15 protein-coding genes are annotated in these 15,470 nt (G+C 70.5%); 9 read left to right on the top strand and 6 right to left on the bottom strand.

The genetic code is table 11. The features are described from left to right. The first annotated feature begins 277 nt into the window (after positions 1-277). A complete protein-coding gene (locus tag ACIGNX_RS14975; RefSeq protein WP_170191759.1) occupies positions 278-424 on the top strand; it encodes a hypothetical protein in 147 nt (48 codons plus the stop codon). Between the two features lie 441 nt (positions 425-865). Further along, complete coding sequence (locus ACIGNX_RS14970; RefSeq protein ID WP_396540198.1) at positions 866-1,243, top strand: NTP pyrophosphohydrolase; 378 nt, start codon at positions 866-868, stop codon at positions 1,241-1,243. A 24-nt stretch (positions 1,244-1,267) separates the two neighbouring features. On the opposite strand, the gene ACIGNX_RS14965 is transcribed toward ACIGNX_RS14970, so the two are convergent. Beyond that, entirely contained in the window at positions 1,268-1,840 is a 573-nt protein-coding gene (locus ACIGNX_RS14965; protein ID WP_396540196.1) for a PIN domain-containing protein, read from the bottom strand. A gap of 3 nt (positions 1,841-1,843) precedes the next feature. Continuing rightward, positions 1,844-2,320 (bottom strand): helix-turn-helix domain-containing protein, encoded by a 477-nt coding sequence (locus ACIGNX_RS14960; RefSeq protein ID WP_396540194.1) that lies wholly within the window; start codon positions 2,318-2,320, stop codon positions 1,844-1,846. 109 nt (positions 2,321-2,429) lie between these two features. Between ACIGNX_RS14960 and ACIGNX_RS14955 the strand changes: the two genes are divergently transcribed. The 4 genes from ACIGNX_RS14955 to ACIGNX_RS14940 all read left to right on the top strand — a co-directional run bounded on the left by ACIGNX_RS14955 (position 2,430) and on the right by ACIGNX_RS14940 (position 7,767). Next, on the top strand, positions 2,430-4,265 hold the full coding sequence (locus ACIGNX_RS14955) for an NHL domain-containing thioredoxin family protein (protein WP_396540192.1): 1,836 nt from the start codon (positions 2,430-2,432) through the stop codon (positions 4,263-4,265). A 36-nt stretch (positions 4,266-4,301) separates the two neighbouring features. Then, complete coding sequence (locus tag ACIGNX_RS14950; RefSeq protein WP_396541035.1) at positions 4,302-4,595, top strand: GroES family chaperonin; 294 nt, start codon at positions 4,302-4,304, stop codon at positions 4,593-4,595. A gap of 99 nt (positions 4,596-4,694) precedes the next feature. Further along, the gene (locus ACIGNX_RS14945; protein ID WP_396540190.1) at positions 4,695-6,911 is read left to right on the top strand and encodes a VanW family protein; all 2,217 of its coding nucleotides are present in this window, start codon (positions 4,695-4,697) and stop codon (positions 6,909-6,911) included. Between the two features lie 67 nt (positions 6,912-6,978). Then, positions 6,979-7,767 (top strand): DUF1206 domain-containing protein, encoded by a 789-nt coding sequence (locus tag ACIGNX_RS14940; RefSeq protein WP_396540188.1) that lies wholly within the window; start codon positions 6,979-6,981, stop codon positions 7,765-7,767. Positions 7,768-7,857: 90 nt separating this feature from the next. Here the strand turns inward: ACIGNX_RS14940 and ACIGNX_RS14935 are convergent, their stop codons facing one another. Together ACIGNX_RS14935 and ACIGNX_RS14930 are read right to left on the bottom strand one after the other, a co-directional pair. Beyond that, complete coding sequence (locus tag ACIGNX_RS14935; RefSeq protein ID WP_396540186.1) at positions 7,858-9,696, bottom strand: acyl-CoA dehydrogenase; 1,839 nt, start codon at positions 9,694-9,696, stop codon at positions 7,858-7,860. Between the two features lie 129 nt (positions 9,697-9,825). Then, positions 9,826-10,515, bottom strand: a complete 690-nt coding sequence (locus tag ACIGNX_RS14930) for a response regulator transcription factor (protein WP_396540184.1) — start codon at positions 10,513-10,515, stop codon at positions 9,826-9,828. 267 nt (positions 10,516-10,782) lie between these two features. Here ACIGNX_RS14930 and ACIGNX_RS14925 point away from each other — a divergent pair, with 267 nt between their 5' ends. The 3 genes from ACIGNX_RS14925 to ACIGNX_RS14915 all read left to right on the top strand — a co-directional run bounded on the left by ACIGNX_RS14925 (position 10,783) and on the right by ACIGNX_RS14915 (position 13,229). Next, positions 10,783-12,300, top strand: a complete 1,518-nt coding sequence (locus ACIGNX_RS14925) for a sodium:solute symporter family protein (protein ID WP_396540182.1) — start codon at positions 10,783-10,785, stop codon at positions 12,298-12,300. A 93-nt stretch (positions 12,301-12,393) separates the two neighbouring features. Beyond that, positions 12,394-12,843 carry a MarR family winged helix-turn-helix transcriptional regulator gene (locus ACIGNX_RS14920; protein ID WP_396540180.1) on the top strand — a complete coding sequence of 150 codons (450 nt, stop codon included), beginning with the start codon at positions 12,394-12,396 and terminating at the stop codon, positions 12,841-12,843. Continuing rightward, positions 12,840-13,229 (top strand): DUF5313 family protein, encoded by a 390-nt coding sequence (locus tag ACIGNX_RS14915; protein WP_396540178.1) that lies wholly within the window; start codon positions 12,840-12,842, stop codon positions 13,227-13,229. Before ACIGNX_RS14920 ends, ACIGNX_RS14915 begins: the two co-directional genes overlap by 4 nt. A 271-nt stretch (positions 13,230-13,500) precedes the next feature. Here the strand turns inward: ACIGNX_RS14915 and ACIGNX_RS14910 are convergent, their stop codons facing one another. After that, positions 13,501-14,076, bottom strand: coding sequence for a Uma2 family endonuclease (locus ACIGNX_RS14910; RefSeq protein ID WP_396540176.1), 576 nt, complete (start codon positions 14,074-14,076; stop codon positions 13,501-13,503). Positions 14,077-14,847: 771 nt separating this feature from the next. After that, the gene (locus ACIGNX_RS14905) at positions 14,848-15,459 is read right to left on the bottom strand and encodes a hypothetical protein (protein WP_396540174.1); all 612 of its coding nucleotides are present in this window, start codon (positions 15,457-15,459) and stop codon (positions 14,848-14,850) included. Positions 15,460-15,470: the final 11 nt, after the last annotated feature.

Here is a 15,470-nt window from a genome sequence, read left to right as displayed (position 1 = left end):
ACGGCTGTGAGCCGGTGCGCAACCCGTTCGCCTCCGCCGCGGGGCGGCGGCCGCCCGAACCGGCGGGGTGCGACGCCGGGGAGTCGGCTCGTCACCATCCGGCCAAGTAGGTTTCGTTCAGGGGAATCATCGGGTCTAGACCCGTGTGGACCGACGAATCATCGGCATGTGCGGCACCTCACCGGATAATCGGGTGCGAAGGCGCGCTGGAAGGTGCATACTTGAAGCACGCACCGAGGAACACCCGAGAGACACCTTTGAGAGGGATGAACCCCCGATGAACTTCACTGCGAAGCTCCGCGCTCGTCGTGTCGAGGCTCGCAACCGCAAGGCCGTCGCCCGCGCGATCGACATGGCGCCCACCCCGGCCATGCGCCACGAGCTGATGGCGATCGCCCAGGCGCAGGTGAGCTCCCTCCGCTGAGGAGGGGCCTTCCTCCGGCACGCGTGACGACCACCCGATCGACACCGGGTGCGCGCCCCGTCGTCCGCGTCCCGCCCACCGGGTGAGCCCAGGGGGAACGAACGGCGAAGCCCTGCCGCACCTCCCGCGCGGCAGGGCTTCGTCACGTCATAATGTGATTCCCGCCACACCCAATAGGGAATGTAACGGTCCCCGATCGTGTATCGATGTTCTTGATGACCCCGCGGTGCTGTCGGACCCCCGACCTGGCAGCACCGCGGGGTTTCCCATGTCCGGCTACTTGGCCGTGGCCGAGCCGTTCCAGGTCTCGTCCGTCGTCCTGCGGGCGCGCCTGATCATCACTATGTCCCCCTGCGTGTTCATGTCTGTCCCCCAATGGACCACTCCATGGTGCCATCGGGGTACGACAGTTTCATCAGAGTTTGCTGAGAGCATGATCCGGTGACGATCCCGCTCCTGGTCGTGGACGCGGCCAACGTCGTCGGCTCCGTCCCGGACGGCTGGTGGCGCGACCGCGCGGCCGCCGCCGCGCGCCTGCGCGACGACCTCGTGCGCGTGGCCGCGGAAGGGCTGCCGACCCTCCCGGGCCCGCTGGAGGTCGTGCTCGTGGTGGAGGGCCGGGCGAAGCACGTCGAGTCTGTCCCGGGCGTCCGCGTCGTCCCCGCCCCGGCCTCGGGCGACGACGCGATCGTGGACGTCGTCCGCGCCAACCCCCCGGACCGCCCGTGCGCGGTCGTCACCGCCGACCGCGCCCTGCGCGACCGCGTCACGGCCCTCCACGCGACCGTCCTGGGCCCCCGCACCGTCCGCCGCGCCTGACCGGTGTTGTGCGGAGCAGCCCTCTCAGTCGGAGTTCCGCAACAGGCCGAAGTCCCGCCGGCATGCTGCGGCGAAGCCCGGGCACCCGTGGCCTTCACCGGCCAGTACGTCGAGCAGGTCGCCGACCGAGCGCGGTGCGCGTCGGTAGCGCGACGCCTGTCGGCGCAACGCCGAGTGGATCGCCCCTGGGAACAGCTCGAGCTGGTCCTGCAGGAAGTCGTCCTGGTGGACCGCCACGACGTCGTACCGCTCCAGTGCCGCCGCCGGGAAGTCCTTGAGGTTCTCCGTGACGAGCACCTCGGCTGCGCCGCGCACGGCCGCGGCCAGTACGTGCCGATCGTTCGGGTGGTTCTCCATCGAGTCGATCAAGTCCTCGTAACCGGCGACCCGGGCGTCGGGGAAGTGGCGGCTCATCTGATCGATCCGGTGAGCCACCTGGTCGACCGATGCTCCGCGCTTGAGCAGGTTGCGCTCAAGCTCGGCGAGCACGCCGGCCGACCACAGCGGCCGGTAGATCCCGCTTTCGGCGATGCTGAGCAGCGTGTCGCACAGGTACGGCTTGAGCAGGACGCAGGTGTCGAGGAAAACGGGGAACAAGGATCACCTGTGCTCTTCGCGGGGCATCCGCTCGAACGGCGTGTCCATCGGCAGGTCGTACAGGCCGTCGTCCTCGCCGTCCCGCACCATCTCGTCCAGCCCCGCCGCGCGTGCCCGGCGAGCCCGTTCCCGGTAGGCGAGGAGGTCGGCGAGGCGCACCCGTCGATGGCGGTTCGGCTGCTCGTACGGGATCTCCCCCGCTTCGAGCAGGCGCACGAGGGTCGGCCGGGAAACGCCCAGCAGGTGAGCAGCCTCGCTCGTGGTCAACACGGTGTGCTGGGGTGCGACGGTGATCGCCAGGCCCTGCGACATCGCGACCACCACGCCGCGGAGCACGTCGAACACCTCGGTCGGGAGGTCGAGCCGGGTGCCGTCGGGGGCCAGCAGCGCGGCGCTCCCCACGCCCGGACGGGTCAGTGCCGCGACCCAGGACGACAAGCTCTCCAAGCTCGCCGGTGGCAGCAGTGTTCTTTCACCCATGATCGCCGTCATGACTCAAGGGTAGTCGGAAACGAACAAAACGAAAGTCAGGTAATCCACATGGTGGACGTCGGAACAGACGGCCCTTGACATCGTGTTGGATCCCAGCGTGACGACCGCACAACGACGCCGCGCCCGTGTCCGCGCCCCCGAGCTGGTGGGTCGCGGCTGGCTCAACACGGGTGGGCGGGAACTCAGGCTGGCCGACCTGCGCGGCAAGGTGGTGCTGCTCGACTTCTGGTCGTTCTGCTGCATCAACTGCCTGCACGTGCTCGACGAGCTGCGCCCGCTCGAGGCCGAGTTCGCCGACGTCCTGGTCACCATCGGCGTGCACTCGCCGAAGTTCGTGCACGAGGCGGAGGCGGCGGCGCTGGAGGCGGCCGTCGAGCGGTACGAGGTGGAGCACCCCGTGCTGGACGATCCCGAGCTCACGACGTGGCAGAACTACGCGGTGAAGGCGTGGCCCACGCTCGTCCTGGTCGACCCGGAGGGCTACGTCGTGCACGTGGCCTCCGGCGAGGGCCACCTCGACGCGCTGCGCCAGATCGTGTCCGAGGTCGTCGCCGAGCACGACGCGAAGGGCACGCTGCACCGCGGCGACGGCCCGTACGTCGCCCCGCCGCCCCGCGAGACGGAGCTGCGCTTCCCCGCCAAGGCCGTCCTGACCCCGCGCGGCACGCTGCTGGTCAGCGACTCGGCCCACCACGGCCTGGTGGAGCTGGAGGCCGACGGCGAGACCGTGCTCCGGCGCATCGGGACGGGCGAGCGCGGCCGCCGCGACGGCCTGTCGCCCACCTTCTCCGAGCCCGCCGGCATCGCGCTGCTGCCCGCCGACGTCGCCGCCGAGGTCGGCTACCACGCGGTCGTCGCCGACACGGTCAACCACCTGCTGCGGGGCGTCGACCTGGACACCGGCGAGGTCACCACCGTCGCGGGCACGGGCGAGCAGTGGCGCGACGGCGCGACCGACGGCCCGGCCGACGCGATCGACCTCACCAGCCCGTGGGACGTCGCCTGGTGGGAACCCGCCGGCGGCGTCGTCATCGCCATGGCGGGCAACCACACGCTGGGCCTGTTCCGGCCGCGCGAGCGGCGGGTCGAGCGCCTGGCCGGCACCACCGTCGAGGGCCTGCACGACGGCCCCGCGGCGGAGGCGTTCTTCGCCCAGACCTCGGGCCTGGCCGCGGCGGGCGACCGGCTGTGGCTGGTCGACTCGGAGACCTCGGCGCTGCGCTGGCTGGACGCCGACCGCACCGTGCACACGGCCATCGGCAAGGGCCTGTTCGACTTCGGCCACCGCGACGGCCCGGCCGACCAGGCGCTGCTCCAGCACCCGCTGGGCGTCACGGCCCTGCCGGGCGGCCAGGTCGCCATCGCCGACACCTACAACGGCGCGATCCGCCGCTACGACCCCGCCACCGGCGAGGTGTCCACGCTGGCCACGGACGTCGCCGAGCCGTCGGACGCGGTGCTGGTCGACGGCGAGCTGGTCGTCGTGGCCTCCGCCGCGCACCGCCTGGAGCGCCCGGTCGCGCCCGGCGCGAAGCTGGTCGGCGGGCAGGCGCACCAGGTGCGCCGGCCGCCGTCGGTGATCGCGCCCGGCGAGCTGGAGGTCGTCGTCGTCTTCACGCCGCCGACCGGCCAGAAGCTCGACGACCGGTTCGGCCCGTCCACCCGCCTGGAGATCACCAGCTCGCCGCCGGAGCTGCTGGAGGCGGGCGCGGGCGTCGGCACGGACCTGGTGCGCGCGCTGCGCGTCGCCGAAGGCTTCACCGAGGGCGTCCTGCACGTCGTCGCCCAGGCGGCGAGCTGCACGGACGACCCGGGCGTCGAGCACCCCGTGTGCAAGCTGGCCCGACAGGACTGGGGCGTGCCGATCAAGGTGGAGCCGGGCGGCCCGCGGCGGCTACCCCTGATGATGGGTGGTCTCGACGAGGGCATCTAGACTCTGCTGGTGCCCGATGTCAAGCTCGAAATCCAGATGCTGCACGACCGCGTGATGGTGCGGATCTCGCCGGAGGACGGAGAACGCCGCAGCAGCGGTGGCATCGTGATCCCGGCGACCGCCCAGATGGCGAAGCGCCTGGCCTGGGGCGACGTCCTCGGGGTCGGCACGAACGTGCGGCACGTGAAGGTCGGCGACCGGGTGCTGTTCAACCCGGAGGACCAGTACGAGGTCGAGGTGCAGGGCAACACCTACCTCGTCATGCGCGAGCGGGACGTGCACGCGACGGCCACGGAGCGGACGGAGCACGGGACCGGCCTGTACCTGTGACGAGCGCGGCGAGACCTGTGAACCACCCGAACGTGATCGTCGCGTGACGACGCTCGGGTAAGCAGTCCCAGAACCTTGCGAGAGGCAAGAGGGGGAGCGGTGCCGGAGAACCAGCGACCGGAGTACGACGCTGAGCGGACCACGGCCATGGAGCCGGTCCGCCCGTCGGGCACCGCTTCGGAGCGGACCACGAAGATCACCCAGGGCGGCGAGGCGCAGTGGCCGCAGGACCAGTGGCCGCAGGAGGAACCGGACGCGGACCAGGACGCCTCGGCGACGGTCCGCAACGTGACGCCGGCGGCCGGTGCCAACGCGAACGCCCCGACGAGCGTCTCCTCCCCCGTGACGCAGTACCCGCCGCAGCACCAGAACCCGCCCCGGCGCGCCGAGGCCACCCAGGCGATCACGGCCGCCGACCGCACCCGCGCCCTGACGCCGCCGGGGTCCGAGGAGCGGACGCAGACGATCCACACGCCGCCCGGTGGCTTCGACCGGCCGCCGTCGCCGTCGGAGGCCACCACGGTCTTCGCCACGCCGGTGTCCGCGCCCGAGCCGGAGGCGACCGTCCACGGCCCGGTGATGGTCGAGGGCGACCCGGAGGGCGACGAGGCGCAGGTCCGCCGCAAGCGCCTGCGCAAGGGCGGCCTGGTCGCCGCCGCGGTGCTGGGCGTGCTGGTCGTCCTCTACGGCCTGGACCTGGTGCTCTCCGGCGGCAACGTGCCGCGCGGCGTCACCGTGGCGGGCGTGGACGTCGGCGGCCTGAGCCACCCCGAGGCCGAGCAGAAGCTGCGCGACGAGATCGGTCCGCGCCTGGCCGCGCCGGTGAAGGCGCGCGCCGGTGACGTGGAGACCGCCGTCGACCCGAAGTCGGCCGGCCTGGAGCTGGACTGGGAGGCCACGCTCGACCGGGCGGGCAGCCAGCCGCTGTCGCCCGTCACCCGCGTCACCTCGTTCTTCACCTCCCGCGAAGTCGGCTTCGCCACCCGCAGCGACGACGCCAAGCTCGCCGCCGCGGTGGAGGGCCTGCGCGCCGAGACCGACCACGAGCCCGCCGAGGGCACGATCCGCTTCGAGGGCGCGACGCCGGTCGCCGTCGAGCCGAAGCAGGGCCAGAAGCTGGACCTGCCCGGCGCGACGGACAAGCTGCTGGCCGACTGGGCCGGTGGCGGCACGGTCGAGCTGCCGGTGGCCACCACCCCGGTCAAGACGACCAAGGAGGGCGTGGAGAAGGCGCTGGCCGAGGTCGCCAAGCCCGCCACCGCCGCCCCGCTGATCATCAAGGGCGAGGGCAAGGACGCCACCCTCACGCCCGAGCAGCTGGCCACCGTGCTGGTGTTCGAGCCCGCCGACGACGGCGGCCTGACCGCGAAGGTCGACAACGGCAAGGTGGTCGAGCACGCCGGGCCGCAGCTCAAGGACACGGAGAAGGAGGGCAAGGACGCCCAGATCGTGTTCGAGGGCGGCCGGCCGGTGGTCAAGGAGTCGGTCGACGGCCTCGGCGTGGACTGGGACAAGTCCCTGGCCCCAGCGCTGGACGTGCTCAAGCGCGACAACGAGCGCGTGATCAAGGCCGAGTACAAGCACACGCCCGCGAAGGTGACCACCGAGCAGGCGAACAAGATGGGCATCAAGGAGGTCATCGGCGAGTTCCAGACCGGTGGCTTCGTGGCCGCGTCCGGCACGAACATCCGCGTGGTGGCCGAGAAGGTCAACGGCGCGATCGTGAAGCCGGGCGAGACGTTCAGCCTCAACGGCTACACCGGCCCGCGCGGCACGGCGCAGGGCTACGTCGAGGCGGGCATCATCGAGAACGGCGTGCCCGGCAAGGCGGTCGGCGGCGGGATCTCGCAGTTCGCCACCACGCTGTACAACGCGGCCTACCACGCGGGCATGAAGGACGCGGGCCACAAGGAGCACAGCTACTGGATCTCGCGGTACCCGAAGGGGCGCGAGGCCACGGTGTTCATGGACAGCGCGGGCAACAGCCTGATCGACATCAAGTTCACCAACCCGGACGAGACCGGCGTGGCGATCCAGACGATCTGGACCCCGTCCACGATCAAGATCGTGCTGTGGGGCACCAAGAACTACGACGTGACCGGGTCGACCAGCGCCGAGTTCGACCACACGCAGCCGCAGGAGCGCAAGGTCAACAAGCCGGACTGCCAGCCCAGCGCCGGCGCGCCGGGCTTCTCGGTGACCGACACGCGCACCATCACCGACCGCCGCACCGGCCAGAGCCGGCAGGAGAGCCGGACGGTCCGGTACGACCCGCAGTTCAAGATCGTGTGCGAGCCGCCGCCCGCCGGGGGCTGACCTCGGCGCGCGGTTCGGGGCAGCCCCGGCGGGGTATCACCCGATCGTGGCTACCACCGGGCAAGAGGTGCGAAGACATCCCGCCGTGCAGGTCCTCGGGCGCGCCGGGATGGTCTGTTACGGGCTCGTCCACGTGCTGCTGGCGGCGTTGACGGCCCAAGTGGTCCTCGGTGACACCGGGGAGCGGACCGACCAGAAGGGCGCGGTCGGGTCCCTGGCCGAGACCCCCTTCGGACCGGTCCTGCTGTGGGTGCTGGCGATCGGCCTGTTCGCGTTCGCGGTGTGGCAGCTGACCATGGCCGTGTCCGGGTACGGCTGGGTGACGAAGAAGCGCAAGCGGATCTTCCGCCGGTGCGGTTCGGTCGGCCGCGCGATCACCGGCACGGCGATCGGCATCGCGGCCATCGGCTACGCGACGGGTTCGTCGCAGAGCAGCTCCACCGAGCAGTCCCAGACGTGGACCGCGCGCCTGCTCGCCCTGCCGTTCGGGCAGGTCCTGGTGGGCCTGGTGGCGCTGTTCGTGCTCGGCCTGGGCGTGGCGGTGGCGCGCAAGGGCGTGAAGAAGTCGTTCGAGGACGACTTGAACATGTCCGAGCTGCCGGCCGCGACGCGGCTGTGGGTCGAGCGGCTGGGCCGGATCGGCTGGATCGGCAAGGGCGCGTCCTACGTCCTGATCGGCGTGCTGGTCGGGCTCGCCGCGATCAACGCCGACCCGCAGGAGTCCGGCGGCATGGACAAGGCGCTGCACACGCTGGCCGCGCAGCCGTACGGCGTGGTCGTGCTGGCCGTGATCGCGATCGGCTTCCTCGGCTTCGGCGTGTACTGCTTCGCCGCCGCCAAGGCGCACAGGGGCTGAGGCCCCACCGGCCCGCCCGGCTCGGCCCGGTGAGAGGAAGGGCGGCCACCCGCGCGTGCGGGTGGCCGCCCCTCGTCGGTTCGCGCCGGGTCAGAACGAGGCTTCGTCCACGTCCATCAGGGCGTTGTCGGTGGCCTCGGCGATCTTGCGGCGGGCGGTCAGCTCGGGCAGCACGGTCTTGGCGAAGAACGACGCCACGGCGACCTTGCCCTCGTAGAACGCCTTGTCCTTGGCCGAGACCTCGCCGGCGAGCCTGGTCAGCGCCACGTCGGCCTGGCGCAGCAGCAGCCAGCCCACCAGCACGTCGCCCGCGGTCATCAGGAGGCGGACGGTGTTCTGGCCGACCTTGTAGAGGTTGCGGACGTCCTCCTGGGAACCGGTCAGGAAGCCGATCATCGCGCCCAGCATGCCCTGGAGGTCCTCCAGCGCCCGCTTGAGCAGCGCCCGCTCCTCCTTCAGCCGGCCGTTGCCGCCCTCGTTGTCGAGGAACGACTGGATCTCGCCGTTGAGGAAGCCCAGCGCCTGGCCCTTATCCCGGATGATCTTGCGGAAGAAGAAGTCCAGCGACTGGATCGCCGTGGTGCCCTCGTACAGCGAGTCGATCTTGGAGTCCCGGATGTACTGCTCGATCGGGTACTCCTGCAGGAAGCCGGAGCCGCCCAGGACCTGCAACGACTGCGCGAGCTGCTCGTAGGCGCGCTCGGAGCCGACGCCCTTGACGATCGGCAGCAGCAGGTCGTTGACCTTCTCCGCCAGCTCCTTGTCCGGGCCGCCCAGCGCGATCTTGTCCTGCTGCGTCGCGGTGTAGAGGTAGACCGCGCGCAGGCCCTCGGCGTACGCCTTCTGCAGCATCAGCAGGCGGCGCACGTCCGGGTGGTTGGTGATGGTGACGCGCGGCGCGGTCTTGTCCGTCATCCGGGTCAGGTCGGCGCTCTGCACCCGCTCCTTGGCGTAGGCCAGGGCGTTGAGGTAGCCGGTCGACAGGGTGCCGATGGCCTTCGTGCCGACCATCATCCGGGCGTACTCGATGACCTGGAACATCTGCGCGATGCCGTCGTGCACCTCACCGAGCAGCCAGCCCTTGGCCGGGACGCCGTGCTGGCCGAACGTCAGCTCGCACGTGGTCGAGACCTTGAGGCCCATCTTGTGCTCGACGTTGGTGACGAAGGCGCCGTTGCGCTCGCCGGTCGACTCGCCGGTCTCCGGGTCGAAGTGCCACTTCGGCACGAGGAACAGCGACAGGCCCTTGGTGCCGGGCTTCGGCTCGATGCCGGGACCCTCGGGGCGGGCCAGCACCAGGTGCATGATGTTCTCGGTCATGTCCTGGTCGGCGGACGTGATGAACCGCTTCACGCCCTCGATGTGCCAGGTGCCGTCGTCCTGGAGGGTGGCCTTGGTGCGGCCCGCGCCCACGTCGGAGCCGGCGTCGGGCTCGGTCAGCACCATGGTGGCGCCCCAGCCGCGCTCGATCATGAGCTCGGCCCAGCGCTTCTGCCGCTCGGTGCCGTTGCGGTGGACGACCGAGGCGAAGTTCGGGCCGGCCAGGTACATGTAGATCGCCGGGTTCGCGCCCAGGATCAGCTCGGAGGCCGCCCACTGGACCGACGGCGGGATGCCGAAGCCGCCCAGCTCGTTGGGCAGCGACAGCCGGTACCACTCACCGTCCCAGACCGCCCGGTAGGACTTCTTGAACGATTCGGGCAGCGTGGCCGAGTGGGTCTTCGGGTCGAAGACCGGCGGGTTGCGGTCGGCGTCGGCGAAGGACTCCGCCAGCGGCCCGACCGCCAGGTTGTTGAGCTCGGCAAGCACGCCGCGCGCGGTGTCCTCGTCGGACTGCTCGAACGGCCCCGTGCCGAGGTGGTCCTGCACGTTGAAGACCTCGAACAGGTTGAACTCGAGGTCCCGGACGTTGCTCTTGTAGTGACCCATCTCGTCGCTCACTCCATGCTGGTCGGGGCGGTCCCCTACTGACCGGTAACAACAGGGTATTACCTGTCGGTAACCCCGGCAAGGCCGGTGGTTCGGGTGTGGTGGACCAGACTGGGTGGCACGCCGCCGTCAGACCGGCCGGACCGTCCCGCCCGAGAGCAGCCCGGCCTGGTAGGCGAGGGACACGGCGTGCGTCCGGTCGCGGGCGCGCAGCTTGCGCAGGATGTTCTTCACGTGCGTGCGCACGGTCTCGACCGAGACGTACAGCTCGTTGGCCACGGCCTGGTTCTCCATCCCGTCGGCGATGAGCTGGAGCACCTCGTACTCGCGGCGGGACAGCGACCGGCGCGAGCCCGCCTCGGCCGTGGGCGTGAACCCGGCCGCCAGCGGCGCGAGCGTCGGGTCGAGGTAGGTCCGCTCGGCGTGCGCGCGGGCGATGGCCTGGAGGACGTCGGTGATCCCGCCCTCCCGCGGCACGAGACCGTGCACGCCCGCGGTCAGCGCGGAGCGGACGAACTTCGCCGTCCGGTGCGGCTCGCGCACCAGCGCCACCACGACCAGCGACGGGTCCGCGCCGGTCAGCAGCGTGGCGAGGTGGCCCCGCGGGTCGAGCAGGGAGTCGACCAGCAGCACGTCGGGCCGCAGCCGCTCGTGCAGCCGGACGGCGGTGTGCAGGTGACCGGTCGCGCCCAGCCAGTGCATGGCGGGCGTGCGGCGGACCACCGCGGCCACCCCCTCGCGGAACAGCGGCACCGGGTCGACCAGCGCGACCCCCGGACCGGGGGCGCGCCGGTCCTCGCCTGGGACGAGTGGGCGCAAGTCGACACCGGTTCGCATATGTGTGCGACCACGCCCGCGACCAGCCATGACGCGGATTTCGCCCACTACTTTCGGTGAGAACGCGAGCCATCCTTGGTCAAGGATGTGAACAACAATCACGAATGTGACTCAATGACCGGGTGTGACCTTCCGCACCGCGCAACGGCTCCGTAAGACGTACGTCACACACCCATGTGTGACGCCGCGCGACGCCGCCCCCGAAGAACACGCGCTGCCACCCGTGGGCCGGACACTTGTGGAGGCCACATGGAAACCCTCGACTGGGTCGTAGTCGGTGGGTACTTCTTCGTGATGGTGGCGATCGGCTACTGGTCACGCGGGCGGGTCAAGAACATCGCGGACTTCTTCACCGCGGGCGGCAGGATGCCCTGGTGGCTGTCCGGCATCTCGCACCACATGTCCGGTTACAGCGCCGTCATGTTCGTCGCCTTCGCCGCCGAGGCGTACCGCCTGGGCCTGACCGTCTACATCTGGTGGGCGCTCACGATCGGTGTCGGCGTGGGCATCGGCGCGTTCCTGTGGGCGGGAACGTGGAACCGGCTGCGCTCCAAGCACGGCGTCAAGTCGCCGCTGGAGTACCTGGCCCGGCGCTACGACGTGCCGACGCAGCAGGTCATGGCGTGGGCGGGCGCGGCGCTGAAGGTCGTCGACATCGCGGCGAAGTGGGTCGCGGTCGCCGTGCTGCTGCAGGGCTTCGCGGGTGTCCCGGTGTGGCTCGGCATCGCGCTGGTCGGCTGCGTGACCATGGTCTACTCGGTGCTGGGCGGCCTGTGGGCCGACGCGCTGACCGACTTCGGCCAGTTCGTCATCCAGGGCCTGGCGGGCATCGGGATGTTCGTGGCGGTCGCGGCGCACTTCGGCGGCATCGACTTCATGTGGACCATCTGGGACGAGCTGCCCGAGTCGCACTCCGAGCCGCTGTCCGGCCAGTACACGCTGATCTTCTTCATGGCGCTGTTCCTGATCAAGACGCTGGAGTACAACGGCGGCATGTGGAACCTGGCGCAGCGCTACATGGCCGCGCCCTCCGGCGCCGCGGCCAAGCGGTCCGCGCTGCTGTCCAGCGTGCTGTGGCTGGTGTGGCCGCTGGTCCTGTTCTTCCCGATGTGGGCCGCGCCGCTGATCGTGCCGGGCATGGAGGGCAACGCCGAGCAGGCGTACGTCGAGATGGGCAAGGCCATGCTGCCCGCCGGGATGGTCGGCCTGGTGCTGGCGGGGTTCTTCTCGCACACCATGGCGATGGTGTCCTCGGACGCCAACGTGATCTCCGCGGTGATCACCCGGGACATGCTGCCCAAACTGTGGAAGGGCGTGGGGCGGCTGAGCGAGGCCGCCCAGCTCCAGCTCGCGCGGGTGACCACGTTCGCGTTCATCGGGCTGAGCATGACCATCGCGCTGACCGCCGACACCAAGGGCTTCGTGCTGAAGGTCGTGATCGCCCTGGTGGCGGCCACGATGGGCCCGATCGCGATCCCGCTGATGCTCGGCATGCTGCCGTGGTTCCGGAAGGTCGGCCCGACCGCCGCGAAGTTCTCGGTGATCGGTGGTCTGGGCACGTGGGCCGTGCTGTACGTGCTGCAGCAGTTCTCCAAGGTCGAGTTCGTCACCCAGGCGGTGATCGTCTCGTGGCCGCTGCTGCTGTCCCTGGTGCTGTACCTGGTGGTCGGCCTGCTGATCAAGCCGGAACCGTCGCCCGACCGCGACGCGCTGGTGGAGTCGCTGCGCACGGACCCCGACGAGGAGAAGGTGCCCAGCCGGGCGTGACGCCCCCCGGACCGGCCGCCGTGCACCCGCACACGGCGGCCGGTCCGCTTCGTCACACCTCGTCGCGGTCGTCGTGGGGTAGTGTGGGTACTAATGATTAGTACACAAAACGTCGAGGACCCGCTGGCCCTGGAACGGCAGGTCTGCTTCGCGTTGTCGGTGGCGTCCAGGAACGTGGTCGCCGTCTACCGGCCGCTGCTGGAGCCCATGGGGCTGACGCACCCGCAGTACCTCGTGATGCTGGCGCTGTGGGGCCGCGCGCCGCTGTCGGTGAAGGAGCTGAGCCGGTTGCTGGCCCTGGAGCCCGCCACGCTGTCGCCGCTGCTCAAGCGGCTGGAGGCGATCGGGTACGTGACGCGGTCGCGTGACGCGGCGGACGAGCGGCAGCTCGCCGTGGCGCTGACCGGGGCCGGTGCGGCGCTGCGGGAGCGGGCGCTGGAGATCCCGCCCGCGGTCGTGGAGCGGCTCGGCATGTCGTTGGAGGAGCTGCGCGACCTGCACGCCGTGCTGACCAGGGTGATCGCCGCGACGGAGCGGTCATGACGGGGCCGTCGCTGCCGCTGCGCGCGTGGTACCTGCTCGGCGGCAGGCTGCCGGTGCGGCACCGGGAGTGGGTGTTCCACCAGGCCACCAAGCCGACGTGGCTGGTGTGGTTCGGCGTGCGGATGTTCCTCCAGGTGCTGCCGCTGACGCTGGTCATCGTGCTGGCGCTGGTCCTGGGCCTGGGCTCCCCCCTGCCGCTGGCGATCGCCTGCGGGTCGCTGGGGCTGGTGGTGGGCGTGTACTTCGGGGTGTCGTACGCGATCGAGAGCACGGACCACCGGCTGACGAAGTACGGCTACCCGTCAGGTGCGGCGGCGGCCGTGCGCAAGGAGCGGGCGGCGCGGGACCAGGAGCGGTACGAGCAGGTCTGGCGCAGCGGTTCCTGAGTGGCCGCGAGCGGTCGCGCGGTCGCACCGGATGTGGCGTCCGCCCACGTCGGAGGGCACTTGGCCGGTCAGCACCCGAACCGGTCGCGCGAAGACCGGCGTCTGCGCGACCACTTCTCCGACCAACCCGACGACTTGGACCACGCGCCTCCGCCGGCTGCCCGGGCCGGTGCGGTCGGGGCGCGTGGACACCTCGGCCCTCCAGCGACGGGCGGTCCGTCACAACCCGAACACGGCGAGCCGGCCTGAGGGCTCGTGTCGCCGGATCCGATCACGTTCCGGGACGACGGGAGCCGACCAGGTCGGCAGGGTCGAACGTGACGGTTCCACCGCCGGGGACGTCGATGGTGCGTGCGGTGCCCGCCTGGAGCGTCACCGTTTCCACGTACGCGCCCTGGTCCAACCGGTAGCAGTAGATGACCGGCCCGCCCTCGCGACCGACTTCCACCCGCCAGAAGGCGGGGACCCCCGCGGCGGCGAAGGCGGCGGGCTTCTCCAGCCGATCACGGCGAGCTGTGGACGGGCTCACCACTTCGACCGCGAGCGCGACCAGCTCGACCTCCACGGTGGTGGTCTCCACCAACTCCGTGCAGACCACGACGTCCGGGATGTAGCCCAGCCCGGGTGCCACGCGAACGCCGACCGCCGTCACGGCTTCCATGCCGCCGTCGGCGACCGCGTCGTCCAGCAGTCGGCAGAGCCGATCCGCGACGCGTTGGTGCGCGACCGCCGGGGCGGCGCTCACCACGAACCGCCCGTCGACCAGCTCCACGCGGTGGCCCTCCACAGGCTCAAGGCGCTCCCAATCCTCCAACGTGTAGCCGTCCAAGCGGCGTGCACTGGTCATGGTGGCCTCCGAGGCGCTGCTGCCGGTGAGCCCGTCCTGCGCGCAGGAGGAAGATCCGTCGACCTGGCTCACGAGCCTGCCGAGTGCCTTCCCGCGCACCCCTGGAGGTGCGGGCCAAGTGCGGATCATCCCCGTTGTCGTGGGGCGGACCTGAGGCAACGATACGGCAGAGGAGGGGGCTCCCCCACGCGTACGGGGAAGCGGACAACCTCGAACATCACGAAGGCCCAGGTCGGGTGACCTGGGCCTTCGCTCACTTGAGCGGGTGACGGGAATCGAACCCGCCTCTACAGCTTGGGAACCCGATCAGCGCGTCATGGCAGACCGATCGACCTGCGGCGGGTGTCGGTCAGGGGTGTCCGCGGTTGACCGCGCTCGACCAGTGCGTATCGCACGCTGGTCGCACTGGAGACTGAGCTGACGTCGCTGGTCTGGTTCGTGGTCCGCGTGCTCCTTCAAGTCCTGCCTCTCACCATCCTGATCACCCTGGCCCCGATCTGGGGCCGGGACTCCCCGCTAACCCCAGCCATCGCCTGCGGTTCCCTTGGCTTGGTCGTCGGCGTGTACTTCGCGGTGTCGTACGCGATCGAAGCACCGACCACCGCATGACGAAGCTCGGTTACCCCGAGCCGCCGCCAGCACGTACCGCGACGAACAGGCCACCGAATCCGACCGCGAACGTCAACGCCGCTATGACGCGGCTTGGTGCTCGGAGTGGTGAGTGCGACCACAGCCGTGACCGCGCCGCCTGTGCCTCAGGATCAGGTCAGATCACCCGACGTAGTCGGGGTTGTCCAGCATCTCACGGTGTAGGTACGTCAGGTCGATGCCGCAATGCTTCGCGATTCGGAGATCTTGGCGGCGTTCGGCCTCTGGGACGAACTCGCCGTCGCGCGTCGTCACGACCACGCAAGGCCGATCCCCTCGTTCGACCGCTTTCGTGATCGCCGCCCACACGAGGTCGCGAAAAGTGCCGATGCGACCCCAGCACACATACCGCGTCTCCTCGTCGCGCACCGCCAGGCAATGGTGTGGTTTCTCGCCGAGCGAGTCGTCGAGGACTGTCCAGCCCGGACCAAGCGCCGCGTCGACCACTTCCTGCGGCCCTCGGAACCTGCGCACCACGTACCGCACGTAGGGACCGATCCCCTCCTTGGCCCGCGCGTACTCCTTCATCGGAACGTCCTTCAGCCAAACTCGGGCCCGCCGGACATCGACGTACCGCCGCAACTCACCGCCGACGGCCGGGTCGTCCATCCACCGCAGGTACTGCGCGGTCTTATCGGGGTTACCGAGGAACTCCCAATCCATCTTGTCCGCTTGGCGGTAGATCTCGAGCAGCAGGCGTTGACGGGTCTCCGCCGGGATCTGAGGTCTAGGCACATTTCCCCCTT

Source organism: Actinosynnema sp. NPDC053489 (genome assembly GCF_044544865.1).
Classification (GTDB): domain Bacteria; phylum Actinomycetota; class Actinomycetes; order Mycobacteriales; family Pseudonocardiaceae; genus Actinosynnema.
Note: the sequence above shows the minus strand (reverse complement) of the source record. Positions and strands in the feature narration are given on the sequence as shown.

Coding starts and splice junctions, on each gene's coding strand:
- ACIGNX_RS14935 (WP_396540186.1), bottom strand. CDS start 9,696: ATGGGTCACTACAAGAGCAACGTCCGGGACCTCGAGTTCAACCTGTTC.
- ACIGNX_RS14920 (WP_396540180.1), top strand. CDS start 12,394: ATGATTAGTACACAAAACGTCGAGGACCCGCTGGCCCTGGAACGGCAG.
- ACIGNX_RS14950 (WP_396541035.1), top strand. CDS start 4,302: ATGCTGCACGACCGCGTGATGGTGCGGATCTCGCCGGAGGACGGAGAA.
- ACIGNX_RS14925 (WP_396540182.1), top strand. CDS start 10,783: ATGGAAACCCTCGACTGGGTCGTAGTCGGTGGGTACTTCTTCGTGATG.
- ACIGNX_RS14960 (WP_396540194.1), bottom strand. CDS start 2,320: ATGGGTGAAAGAACACTGCTGCCACCGGCGAGCTTGGAGAGCTTGTCG.
- ACIGNX_RS14915 (WP_396540178.1), top strand. CDS start 12,840: ATGACGGGGCCGTCGCTGCCGCTGCGCGCGTGGTACCTGCTCGGCGGC.
- ACIGNX_RS14910 (WP_396540176.1), bottom strand. CDS start 14,076: ATGACCAGTGCACGCCGCTTGGACGGCTACACGTTGGAGGATTGGGAG.
- ACIGNX_RS14975 (WP_170191759.1), top strand. CDS start 278: ATGAACTTCACTGCGAAGCTCCGCGCTCGTCGTGTCGAGGCTCGCAAC.